The organism is Bacillus sp. N6 (assembly GCF_052805735.1).
On sequence record NZ_CM127843.1, the window covers coordinates 4,357,911 to 4,370,724 of the forward strand.

The window sequence follows — 12,814 nt, forward strand, 5'->3', positions numbered from 1 at the left end:
TTCTATTATACGCAAAGAAAAGAGACTCACCAATACAGTGAGTCTCTAAAAATATTTTTACTTTTCAAGATCTGCTAGACGTTGACGAACTGCTTCGCGTTTTTCTAGGTAATCTTGCTCTTTCGCACGCTCTCCTTCAATAACCGCTGCAGGAGCTTTCGCTACGAAACCTTGGTTAGAAAGTTTCTTCTGTACACGTTCTACTTCTTTATCGAACTTCTCAAGTTCTTTCTCAAGACGAGCTCTCTCTTCATCAAGATTGATAAGATCAGCTAACGGTAAGAATAACTCTGCACCTGATACGATTGCAGTCATTGCTTTTTCTGGCGCTTGTAAGTCCGTTTGAATTGTTAATTCGCTTGGGTTACAGAAACGCTCAATGTAAGAGCTATTTTTCGTAAGTTGAGCAAGTACAGCCTCATCTTTTGCTTTAATTTGCATTTGAACTTTTTTGCTCATTGGCGTATTTACTTCTGCACGAATATTACGAACAGAGCGAATGATATCAACTAGAAGGTGCATTTCTGCCGCAGCTTCCGTATCTTGTAAATCTTCGCGAACTGTTGGCCACGCAGCTACTGTAATAGATTCGCCTTCATGCGGTAAATGTTGCCAAATTTTCTCTGTTACGAATGGCATGAATGGGTGTAATAGACGCATTGTTTGATCTAATACGTAAGCTAAAATAGAACGAGTCGTTTTCTTAGCTGCTTCATCTTCACCGTATAGTGGAAGTTTCGCCATTTCAATGTACCAGTCACAGAAATCATCCCAAATGAAGTTGTATAATGAACGACCAGCTTCACCGAACTCATATTTATCCATGTTACGTGTTACACTCTCGATTGTTTCGTTTAAGCGAGTTAAGATCCACTTATCTGCAACTGATTTTTCACCAGTTAAATCGATTTCTTCATACTTCATATCATCCATGTTCATTAATACGAAACGTGATGCGTTCCAAATTTTATTAATGAAGTTCCAAGTAGATTCTACTTTTTCCATGCTGAAACGTAAATCTTGACCTGGTGCACTTCCTGTTGATAAGAAATAGCGCATTGCATCTGCACCGTACTTCTCGATAACATCCATTGGGTCAATACCGTTACCAAGAGATTTACTCATCTTACGACCTTGCTCATCACGAACTAAACCGTGAATTAATACATCTTTAAATGGACGCTCGCCTGTAAACTCTAAACCTTGGAAAATCATACGAGATACCCAGAAGAAGATGATGTCATAACCCGTTACTAGTGCATCTGTTGAATAGTAACGTTTGAAGTCTGCTGAATCTTCATTTGGCCAACCAAGTGTTGAGAATGGCCATAGCGCTGAACTGAACCATGTATCAAGTACGTCGTTATCTTGATTCCAGTTTTCAATATCTGCTGGTGCTTCTGTACCTACGTATACTTCACCAGTTTCTTTATGGTACCAAGCTGGAATACGGTGTCCCCACCATAATTGACGAGAAATACACCAGTCATGAATATTTTCCATCCATCGTAAATATGTGTTTTCAAAACGCTCTGGTACGAACGTTACTTTTTCTTCTTCTTTTTGTTGAAGCGCTACTGCTTTTTCAGCAAGTGGAGCCATTTTTACGAACCATTGTGTTGATAAGTAAGGCTCAACAACTGCACCGCTACGCTCACTATGACCTACTGAATGCATATGTGGCTCGATTTCTACTAATACGCCAGCTTCTTGTAAGTCTTTCACTAATTCTTTACGGCATTCGAAACGATCCATACCGTTATATTTACCAGCTTTTTCGTTCATCGATCCATCTTCGTTCATTACTAAGATGCGTGGTAAGTCATGACGGTTACCTACTTCAAAGTCGTTCGGGTCATGAGCTGGTGTAATTTTTACAACGCCTGTTCCGAAGTCTTTTTCTACGTACTCATCAGCAATAATCGGAATCTCACGGCCTACGATTGGAAGTGTAACTGTTTTTCCGATTAAATGTTTGTAACGATCATCTTCTGGATGAACTGCTACCGCTGTATCACCAAGCATCGTTTCTGGACGAGTAGTAGCAAGGCGAATGTGACCTGAACCGTCTGTTAACGGATAGTTCATATGGTAGAATGCACCTTGAACTTCTTTATGAATTACTTCAATATCAGAAAGAGCTGTGCGTGTTGCTGGATCCCAGTTGATAATATATTCACCGCGGTAAATTAAGCCTTTTTCGTATAATTGAACGAATACTTTATTAACCGCATCAGATAAACCTTCGTCTAATGTGAAACGTTCGCGAGAATAGTCTAGTCCTAAACCAACTTTCCCCCATTGTTGACGAATGTGAGAAGCGTACTCTTCTTTCCACTCCCAAGCTTTTTCAAGGAATTTCTCACGGCCAAGATCGTAACGTGAAATACCTTCTTCACGAAGTTTTCCTTCTACTTTCGCTTGTGTTGCGATACCAGCATGGTCCATTCCTGGAAGCCATAGCACATCGTAACCTTGCATACGCTTCGTACGAGTTAAAATATCTTGAAGAGTTGTATCCCAAGCATGACCTAAGTGTAACTTACCAGTTACGTTCGGAGGTGGAATTACAATTGTATACGGTTGTTTCTTCTCGTCTCCTGTTGCTTCAAAATATTTGCCTTCAAGCCACCATTGATAAAGGCCTTCTTCAACGGACATATGATCATATTTAGTTGGTAAATTCTTTTCCGTGTTTGACATTATTTTCCCTCCTTAAAATAAAAAATGTCCCTCATCCAAAAAGGACGAGGGACATCGCGGTACCACCTTTATTTACAAACAAATTCATAATTTGCTTATACTCTTAATTTGATAACGGACAAATCCGTCTTTTCCTAATGAGAACTATTCTGTTCAGAAAAGATGCTCCAGGGCTACCTTCTAACATAACTATCTAGAGAATCTCCCAGCTACTGATTCTCCTCTCTGAAGACGTTTCATGTTATACTCTTCCCCTTCAAGGCATTTATATGATTGTTAATTATTATATACAATAGTGTAAAAAACGAAACCTTATTCGTCAAGATAAATTTAAAACTATGACTTTTCGGGTGAATATAAAGAAGACCCCACCTCAAAATTCAGCTGAAGCAAAGAAGTTAGGTTGGAGCCACCCGCTGATTAAAGTTTTACTTTACCCGTTCCCTTGCTGGGCAGCTTGTAATTGTGACAGGAAATATTCTATATTGCTAACGAGCCAATGCGATTGTTGCAAACTCTTTACTCCGCGCAGTTCATTTTCCTCGTTGCGATTATCTCTTCTTTTCTTATAAGACTGGATTTGCCGAATAAATTGCGATGGATACGTCATATACGCAAACATAAGTAGTTGCTCTTCTTTCGTAAAAGGGAAATTTTTTTGATACATTTGAAACCATTCAAACCGATCACTTCTTGCGATTGGATATGTGTTTAAAGACCGTGAATAAAAACCTACTATATCTTGCACAGGCGTTGCAAACTTCGATTTTTCCAAACTAATAAAATAGCCATTTCGCTCATAGTCAAATAAAAAATGATTAAGTGACACGTTACCATGCACAAAAGTAATACGTGTTTTCTCTTTTTCTTTCATCGCATCGTTCCACTCATTTAATTGCTTCGTTGCAAATTCACGCGCTCTCATTACATGATGATAGTACGTACAATATTGTAATTCAAACGGGGACATATACCATTTTGATTCAGATTCTACGAGAAACTCTTCTAACATCTCACCATCATTTTCCCAGCGATCGGATATAGTTGTATAATGTTTTTCTAAATCTTCTTCCGTATATGTTTCTTCCTTCACAGTTTTTTGATGCAACATTCCAAGTGTCTGAAACATTTTATGGTATTGATCATTATCCTCGCCGTTTCCTTCTGCACGTTCTAACCAAGGCATTAAATAATAATTATACGTCCCGTCACTTAAAATATAATTTCCATCCGTCGCGTGGTATATAGGTACATAATTTGAAAAACCTTTCTCCTTCAAATATTGAATATGATGCAGAAAATTATTCCGCTCTAACTTTCTGCCTTCTATTTTCTTGAGTGCATATGGACCTTGATTCGTATAAATTTTCATTACGCTTCCGTGCTCTTCCATATGCTGCGTATCCAATCTATATTGCCTCACGATAGGTTCATAGTGATTCCGTAATTCAATATCCATACGAATAACCCTTTCTATTCAAAACATAGCCTCTAAGAAAAGAAGCGAGTGAAAACACTCACTTCCTTATTTCGCCTTTACCCTTGAAACCGGAATATAAATAATTTGCCCCGTATTTAAAAATATATCTTCTGTTTGATTGACACGGCACACATTTTGCACAGACGTTTCATAACGTTCTGCAATAGATTCAATTGTATCCCCTTCTTGCACGAAATACATTCTTAACTTTGTAAATTCTTCTTCCGGTTCTTTCGTAAATAGTTTTGTTAAATAAAGCGCATTTTCATCTCGCTGTGAGTACTCTTCTTCTTGTTCTTCCTGCTTTTTCGCTTTTTCTTTCTTGAAATCTTTTCGCCCAAACAATTCAAATTGCGGCGTTGTTTCTTGCTCCTCTTCACGCTCCACAAATTCATGTTCCTCTATCTTCTCTTCTTCTAATTCCTGCTCTTTTCTTTCCTCTAATTGGAACGGTTCAAATGCGTAATCTTCCCACTCATCTGATTCCTTATATGCTGGTTCTTCTACATGCGGCGCCGGTCTATTTTCATCCTCTTGCGCTGAATCTTCTTCTAACTCGGCATACACCGTTTCTTCCTCTTCAGCTTCATCCTCGTTTCTCTCTTCATCACACAAACCGGTAATAGATATATCCGCTAATAATTGTAAGCAACCATTTTCCTTTAATTCATAATCAAATTCCTCAATTGATACATATAGCTCTTCAATTACTTTCACTCGATTTCTCGGAATTGATATTTCAAGCGGAAAGGAATGAACAAGTTCATTAACCCCATCTTCCCTTGTTTCTACATAATCAATTGACTTTGCTGGCGATAGTTCTCTTAATGAATACGCCGAATCATCTTTTCGTGCAACATACTCTCCCGTTAAATCTAATTGCCCTCTCACGATTACTTCATGATCAAGCTCTTCTATCTCAACGTCTGGATCTAACGAAATTGACAAAAGTTCATCGACTTCCTGTCCCTTTTGGAACCAAACAGATTCTTTTAATGAAAATCGTAACGAATGATCTGCAGCCACTTCTTTTCCCCCTCCCAAACTATATGTCATTACAGATTTATGTAGGGAAAGCTTACTTTATGAATAAAAAAAATCGCTCCCCTTATGGAGAGCGATTTTTCTCTAATACATTATTTTAATTTTGACATTGCAATTTCAGCTGCTGCAATCGTCGCCTCAATATCTGCGTCACTATGTGCTGTCGATAAGAATAAACCTTCGAATTGAGATGGCGGTAAGAATACACCTTGTTCTACCATTTCACGATAGTAAGCCGCAAAGAATTCTAAGTTTGAAGATTTTGCTGCATCGTAATTAATAACGGGCTCATCTGTAAAGAAAATACCAATCATAGAACCTGCACGGTTAATATGATGTGGAATGCCATGTTTTTCAGCTGCTTTACGTAATCCTGCTTCTAACATTTCAGCTTTACGCTCAAATTCTACATATGATTCTGGCGTTAACTGTACTAACGTTTCATAACCTGCTGCCATTGCAAGTGGATTACCTGATAAAGTACCTGCTTGGTAAATCGGTCCGCTTGGTGCAACTTGGCGCATAATTTCTGCTTTACCACCGTATGCTCCTACTGGTAAACCACCACCGATTACTTTACCTAAGCATGTTAAATCAGGTGTTACGCCATAATAACCTTGGCCACAATTATAAGCTACTCGGAACCCTGTCATTACTTCATCAAAAATAAGCAATGCACCGTTTTGTTCTGTTACTTCACGAAGACCTTCTAAAAATCCAGGCTGCGGAGGAACAACCCCCATATTTCCTGCTACTGGTTCTACAATTACACAAGCAATATCATCACCGAATTGTTCAAACGCGTATTTTACGCTTTCTAAATCGTTATAAGCTACTGTAATCGTATTTTTCGCTACACCTTCTGGTACACCAGGACTATCTGGTAAACCTAAAGTCGCCACACCAGAACCAGCTTTAATTAATAGCGAATCACCATGACCGTGGTAACAACCAATAAATTTCAAGATTTTATTACGACCTGTATAACCACGAGCTAAACGTAGTGCACTCATTGTTGCTTCCGTTCCAGAGTTAACCATACGCACAATCTCAATTGATGGCACGCGCTCAATAACAAGTTTTGCTAATTTATTTTCAATTTCTGTTGGTGCACCGAAGCTTGTACCTCTTTCAGCAACAGATTTTAACGCTTCTACAACACGATCATTTGCATGACCATGAATTAAAGGCCCCCATGATAATACGTAGTCGATGTATTCATTCCCATCAATATCATATACTTTAGAGCCTTTTCCACGCTCCATAAACAACGGATTCATCCCAACAGATTTAAAAGCACGAACCGGGCTATTTACGCCACCAGGCATTAAGTCTTGTGCCTCTTCAAACGCCGCAATCGATTTATCAAACTTTTTCATTATTTAGCGCCTCCTTCTTGTAACCATTTTGCTGCATCTTTCGCATGATACGTAATAATTAAGTCTGCTCCTGCACGTTTCATACTAATTAATTTTTCAAGAACAACTTCTTTTTCATTAATCCAGCCATTTTGCGCTGCCGCTTTAATCATCGAATATTCACCACTTACATTATAAGCGACAACTGGTAAATTAAAGTTATTTTTCACATCACGAACGATATCTAAGTAAGAAAGAGCTGGTTTTACGATTAAGAAATCTGCACCTTCCATTACATCTGATTCTGCTTCACGGAATGCTTCCATACGGTTTGCCGGATCCATTTGATATGTTTTACGGTCACCAAATTGCGGTGCACCGTGCGCGGCATCACGGAATGGTCCATAAAATGCTGATGAATATTTCACAGCGTACGACATAACTGGCACGTGTCCAAAACCATTTTCGTCTAATGCATGGCGAATTGCTGTTACGAAGCCGTCCATCATGTTTGATGGCGCAATAATGTCCGCTCCTGCTTTCGCTTGACTTACAGCTGTTTTCGCAAGAACTGCAAGAGACTCGTCATTTAAAATAATACCATCTTCAATTACACCGCAATGACCATGGCTTGTAAATTGACATAAACATGTGTCTGCGACTACTACTAGCTCAGGGAAATCACCTTTAATTTGCTGAATAGCACGTTGTACAATTCCATGATCACAATATGCTGATGATCCAACTTCATCCTTTTCAGCAGGTAAACCAAATACAATAACAGAACGAATACCTAAATCAACAACTTCTTGCATTTCAGCTTGCAATAAATCTAAAGAAATTTGATATACGCCTGGCATAGAAGGAACTTCCTTACGAACATTTTCACCTTCTAATACAAAAATAGGGTAAATAAAATCTTCCGTATGTAAAAACGTTTCACGCACAAGCGCACGCATGCCCCCGCTTTGTCTTAAACGACGATGACGATTAAATTGTAAAGAGTTCATAGATTTCTATCCCCATTCTTTCATTTTATAGATTCACAAACACATTGTAGTAATGCTTCTACAGTGTACTCTTTCGGCACAATAACAGACGGAAAATAACGACTTGCCTCTTTTTCCGTAATAGGTCCTATACAAGCAATTGTACATTTTTTTGTCCATTCTCTCCAGTTTGCACCCTCAAGTAAACGAACAAAACTAGTAACAGTTGAAGGACTCGTAAATGTAATAATGTCTACTGCTCCTAACTTCAACGCTGCTATAAGCTCTTGCTTTTTTTCTACATTCACTTTCGTACCGTATACGATCAACTCATCTAGAGAAACACCAATTTCACGCAGTTTAACTGGTATTACATCTCTTGCTAAATTGCCTTTTGGAAATAAAATACGTTCGTTTCCATTTAATTCTTTTTGAAACTCTTCGGCAAATGCTTCTGCAACAAATGAAGTCGGGACAAAATGAACTTGATAGCCTCTTTTTTCTAACTCTAATTTTGTTTTCACACCTACCGCAGCGATTTTGATGGTTAGTGGTAGTTTCTTTTTTAAACTATCTAGAAAAAAAGCTACACCATTTCTGCTCGTAAAAATAACCCAGTCGTATGAATGTAGCTGCTCTTCAATATGTTGAATTTGCCTATGAGACATACCTTCCATACGCAAAAGCGGAATTTCCAATGGAATTCCGCTCTTTTCTTTCACTGCTACACTCATTTGTTTCGCTTGATGCTGGGCACGTGTAATCAATACCGTTTTTCCAGCGAGAGCGTTCATATTTATTGTTGCTCCTTATTTGCAGCAAGAATGAGTTCTTTGGCGCCTTGTTTAATTAAACGGTCCGCGGCCTCTAATCCTACTTCTTCAGGATTAGTACCCACTACTGTCTCTTTTAATAAAACAGAGCCATCCATAGAGCCGACAAGAGCTGTTAATTCGATTGCATCGTTTTCTGTAAATGTTGCATATCCAGCGATTGGAACTTGGCATCCACCTTCAAGTTTATGAAGAAATACTCGCTCCGCTGCCACTGTTCTTTCTGTTATCGCATCATTAATATGCGCTAACAATTGCAATAAATCCTTATCATCCTCACGACATTCAATCGCTAATGCACCTTGTCCTACAGCAGGTACACATAACGTTTCATCTAAATGTTCTGTAATAACTTCATCATCCCAGCCCATTCTTTGTAATCCAGCTGTCGCTAAAATAATCGCATCGTAATTCTCTTCTTTTAATTTACGTAAACGTGTATCGATATTCCCGCGAATCCACTTCACTTGTAAATCTGGTCTCGCAGCGAGTAGCTGTGCACTACGTCTTAAACTACTCGTACCTAAAATAGCACCTTCCGCTAACTCTTTAAACGATGCTCCATTTTTTGAGATAAAAGCATCCCGAGGGTCAACACGCTTTGGTGTACAGCCAATCATTAAACCTTCTGGAAGTACGGCCGGCATATCTTTCATACTATGTACAGCCATGTCGATTTCTTTCGTAAGTAACGCATGCTCAATTTCTTTAACGAACAAGCCTTTTCCGCCTACTTTTGAAAGAGTAACATCTAAAATAACATCACCTTTTGTGACAATTTCTTTCACTTCAAATTCATATGGTAGACCTAGCGCTTTTAACTGATCAATAAACCAGTTTGTTTGCGTTAATGCTAGTTTACTCTTTCGTGACCCTACAATAATTTTGCGCATAATTCTCTCTCCTCATTATAAATACCAAAAGTGGAAATTGGATAAACTGCTTAATAGAAAAATGTTTACTAGCATTACGAGAAACGATCCGATATTCCACTGTACAATTTTCTTACCTTGCAACACATCTGCCGCTCGTAAATATAAACCTGTGCAATACACAAATAGAACGACAAAAGATCCGATTACTTTCGTATCATACCAATGGAAATTGTCCAATTTTGTATATCCCCATATACACCCCAATAAAATTGCTAGTAAGAAAAATGGAACAGAAAATAAATTTAATCCGTAAGACGTAGATTCAAGCTTCGGTAAATTCCCTAACCTTCTTAATCTCGCATTCCACTTTTTCTTTTTTAATAGGCGATATTGCAGTAAATACATAATAGAAAAAATAAACGATACCGTAAACGTTGCATAAGAAATAATCGCCATTCCAACATGCACGTATACAAGTTCTGAAACTAATTGCTCTGCAAGTACTGGCGACATCTTTCCGAGCGGTGTAAAAATAGAAAAAGCGCTTACGCCAAATGCAACAACATTTGTAAAGAAGACTAAAAAGTCAACGCGCATAAATCGATTTATGACTAACGACATCGTAATCAATAACCAAACATAAAAATAAATCCCTGATAATAAAGTTAAAATGGGATTCGTTTCTGAATCTGTCGCCCTAAGCAACATAAAAATAGACTGCAATACCCATACAATCGAAAGTAACCAAAAAGCAAATCGGTTCGCCTTTCGGTTACTTTGGAAATAATCTATAAAATATAAACTAATGCTACAAGCATATAAAATAATTGCAATATGATAAATAATACTGTTATTTAAAAAACTCATCCGATCATCCTTCCAAATTATAAAGATGGAACGGATGGTGTCCACACTCTTTTATGTTCTACTTCTTCCGCACGACTCTCTACTTCTTCCGTTTCTAAATCAAAAATCTTTGCAAATAACGCTAGTTTTTCGCTCGCTCCCTCTTCAGCAGCTATTTCTTTTGCTACTAAAATTGGGTCTTTTAATAATTGATTAATAATACTTTTCGTATGCTTACTAATAACTTTTTTCTCACGATCACTAAGGTTTGGTATTTTTCGCTCTAGGCTTACCATCGTTTCACTTTGGATTGCAAGTGCCTTATCACGAAGAGCTGCTATTAACGGAACAACACCAAGTGTACTTAACCACGTTTTAAATAGAACAATTTCCTCTTCAATCATAAATTGAATTTTCTCTGCTTCTTTCAAACGCTCAGCACGGTTTGCCTCCACTACTCCTTGCAGATCATCAATGTCATACAAGAAAGAACCTTCTAGCTCATCAATCGCTGGATCAATATCACGTGGCACTGCAATGTCAACCATAAACAAAGGACGACCAGAGCGCATTTTCTCCACCTTTGTCATCATCTCTTTCGTAATGACATACTCAGATGCACCAGTTGAACTAATTAAAATATCTGCTTCTAATAATGCACATTGTAATTCGCTTAATGATTTTGCATGTCCCATATATTTCTCAGCCATTACTTCTGCTTTCGAAAGCGTCCTATTCATAACTGTTACTTTACGAGCACCACTTCCATATAAGTTTTGTAGTGCAAGTTCGCCCATTTTACCAGCACCAAGAATAAGCACGTGACAATCCGTTAACTCGCCAAATATTTTCTTTCCAAGCTCAACAGCAGCATAACTAACAGACATCGCACTTTCACCAATTGTTGTTTCTGAGTGGGCACGTTTTGCTAATGTAATGACTTGCTTAAACAATTCATTAAAAATTGTGCCTGTTGCTTTAACTTGTTGTGCTTCTAAAAAGCTATCTTTTATTTGGCCTAAAATCTGTGTTTCTCCCACTACCATAGAATCTAAACCGCACGTTACGCGGAATAAATGGTCTATTGCACCATCTTGTTCAAAAATAGTTAAATATGGTGCGACTTCTTCTATTTCAAGCTGAAACCAATCAGCTAAAAATTTCTTAATATAATACCGTCCCGTGTGTAATTGATCGACAACAGCATAAATCTCAGTGCGATTACAAGTTGATACAATGACATTCTCTAACACGCTCTTTTGATTTTGTAATGTAGTCATCGCTCGCTCTAGCTCTGCTGCCTGAAATGTGAGTTTCTCACGAAATTCTACAGGGGCTGTTCGATAATTTACACTAACAACAAGAATATGCACGCAGCATGTCCCCCTTCACCCGTTTTATCACTTTATCTACTATCATAATACAACTTTCCTCTTATGAATCTGACAATCGTGTGAACAACCGATTATTTTTTAATTATTCTCCGTATGTAATAAAGGAGATTCAGCAAACTAATAAAAAAACTTCTACTTTATAATGATTATAAATTAATAACTCTATTTGTACGTTACCAAAAAAAGTCCTCATAATCAAGTGATGGAAACTATTCCATATAAATTATAACATCATCTTTCCTATCTTCTTTCATCATGAAGGAAAATATGTATGATTGTTCCAAAATGTAGCAAACACTTTCTCAATACAATGTATTTGACATTTTATTTCTTTTTCGTTATATTGATTTTACAAAATTAAATTGTGCACAACTTAATAAGAAGGGAGTTATGTATGACAGAGGACTCTTTGCATCTAGATAACCAACTTTGTTTTTCTATTTATGCCTGTTCTAGAGAGGTTACTCGTTTTTATCGACCTTATTTAGAAGAGATGGGTATTACGTATCCCCAGTACATTACTTTACTCGTACTATGGGAGCAAGATGGACTAACAGTAAAAGAAATTGGAGAACGTCTATTTTTAGATTCCGGTACGTTAACACCTATGTTAAAACGAATGGAATCATTAACACTTGTAAAACGTGTTCGTTCCAAAGAAGACGAGCGAAAAGTTTGTATTGAATTAACAGAACAAGGTAAAAATTTAAAGGAAAAGGCTTGTTCATTACCGACAACAATGGCTACAAACCTAGGAATTACAGAGCAAGAATATCGCTCTTTATTAATTCAACTAAATAAACTAATTGAAACAATGAAAACAATTAATGATGGAAAAGGGGAATAAATATGGATAAATTATATACTGCTTCAGTAACAGCAACAGGTGGAAGAAATGGGAAAGTAGTTTCAGATGATGGCATATTAAATCTTGATGTGAAAATGCCGAAAGCACTAGGTGGTGCAGGTGGAGAAGCAACAAATCCAGAACAACTATTTGCAGCTGGTTATGCAGCTTGTTTCGATAGTGCATTACAACTTGTCATTCGTACAAAACGTATGAAAGTAGAAAGTACAGAAGTAACCGCTCACGTTTCTATCGGAAAAGATACAGATGGTGGTTTTGGCCTATCTGCCGTGCTTGATGTACATGTCGCTGGCGTTTCACATAGCGAAGCACAAGAACTTGTAGAAGCGGCTCACGGTGTATGTCCTTACTCTAAAGCAACACGAGGTAATATTGAAGTTACATTAAACGTACGTTAACAGCTTATATAAAGAAAAAAACGCGC

At 37.7% G+C, this 12,814-nt stretch carries 11 protein-coding genes and 1 other annotated feature; of the genes, 2 read left to right on the top strand and 9 right to left on the bottom strand.

The window, feature by feature from the left end; all coding sequences use genetic code 11:
• Nucleotides 1–57 precede the first annotated feature (57 nt).
• The 9 genes from ACUXVC_RS22440 to hemA all read right to left on the bottom strand — a co-directional run bounded on the left by ACUXVC_RS22440 (nt 58) and on the right by hemA (nt 11,501).
• On the bottom strand, nt 58–2,703 hold the full coding sequence (locus ACUXVC_RS22440; RefSeq protein WP_000072222.1) for a valine--tRNA ligase: 2,646 nt from the start codon (nt 2,701–2,703) through the stop codon (nt 58–60).
• A 37-nt stretch (nt 2,704–2,740) separates the two neighbouring features.
• Nucleotides 2,741–2,972: a binding site (T-box leader), on the bottom strand.
• A 164-nt stretch (nt 2,973–3,136) separates the two neighbouring features.
• Nucleotides 3,137–4,162: a spore coat protein YsxE gene (gene ysxE / locus ACUXVC_RS22445; protein WP_095690175.1), complete on the bottom strand. Its 1,026-nt coding sequence runs from the start codon at nt 4,160–4,162 to the stop codon at nt 3,137–3,139.
• Nucleotides 4,163–4,228: 66 nt separating this feature from the next.
• Nucleotides 4,229–5,239 carry a stage VI sporulation protein D gene (gene spoVID / locus ACUXVC_RS22450; protein WP_003271973.1) on the bottom strand — a complete coding sequence of 337 codons (1,011 nt, stop codon included), beginning with the start codon at nt 5,237–5,239 and terminating at the stop codon, nt 4,229–4,231.
• A gap of 80 nt (nt 5,240–5,319) precedes the next feature.
• Nucleotides 5,320–6,606 (bottom strand): glutamate-1-semialdehyde 2,1-aminomutase, encoded by a 1,287-nt coding sequence (gene hemL / locus ACUXVC_RS22455; protein ID WP_000712942.1) that lies wholly within the window; start codon nt 6,604–6,606, stop codon nt 5,320–5,322.
• Nucleotides 6,606–7,595 carry a porphobilinogen synthase gene (hemB, locus tag ACUXVC_RS22460; protein ID WP_144465090.1) on the bottom strand — a complete coding sequence of 330 codons (990 nt, stop codon included), beginning with the start codon at nt 7,593–7,595 and terminating at the stop codon, nt 6,606–6,608. Before hemB ends, hemL begins: the two co-directional genes overlap by 1 nt.
• 20 nt (nt 7,596–7,615) lie before the next feature.
• Entirely contained in the window at nt 7,616–8,368 is a 753-nt protein-coding gene (hemD, locus tag ACUXVC_RS22465; RefSeq protein ID WP_144465091.1) for a uroporphyrinogen-III synthase, read from the bottom strand.
• A gap of 2 nt (nt 8,369–8,370) precedes the next feature.
• The gene (hemC, locus tag ACUXVC_RS22470; RefSeq protein ID WP_144465092.1) at nt 8,371–9,300 is read right to left on the bottom strand and encodes a hydroxymethylbilane synthase; all 930 of its coding nucleotides are present in this window, start codon (nt 9,298–9,300) and stop codon (nt 8,371–8,373) included.
• A gap of 15 nt (nt 9,301–9,315) precedes the next feature.
• Nucleotides 9,316–10,149, bottom strand: coding sequence for a cytochrome c biogenesis protein (locus ACUXVC_RS22475; RefSeq protein ID WP_000009005.1), 834 nt, complete (start codon nt 10,147–10,149; stop codon nt 9,316–9,318).
• Nucleotides 10,150–10,166: 17 nt separating this feature from the next.
• Entirely contained in the window at nt 10,167–11,501 is a 1,335-nt protein-coding gene (gene hemA, locus ACUXVC_RS22480; RefSeq protein ID WP_000547865.1) for a glutamyl-tRNA reductase, read from the bottom strand.
• 415 nt (nt 11,502–11,916) lie between these two features.
• Here hemA and ACUXVC_RS22485 point away from each other — a divergent pair, with 415 nt between their 5' ends.
• Together ACUXVC_RS22485 and ACUXVC_RS22490 are read left to right on the top strand one after the other, a co-directional pair.
• Nucleotides 11,917–12,369, top strand: a complete 453-nt coding sequence (locus ACUXVC_RS22485) for a MarR family winged helix-turn-helix transcriptional regulator (RefSeq protein WP_016080166.1) — start codon at nt 11,917–11,919, stop codon at nt 12,367–12,369.
• A gap of 2 nt (nt 12,370–12,371) precedes the next feature.
• On the top strand, nt 12,372–12,788 hold the full coding sequence (locus ACUXVC_RS22490) for an organic hydroperoxide resistance protein (RefSeq protein WP_000359774.1): 417 nt from the start codon (nt 12,372–12,374) through the stop codon (nt 12,786–12,788).
• Nucleotides 12,789–12,814 lie beyond the last annotated feature (26 nt).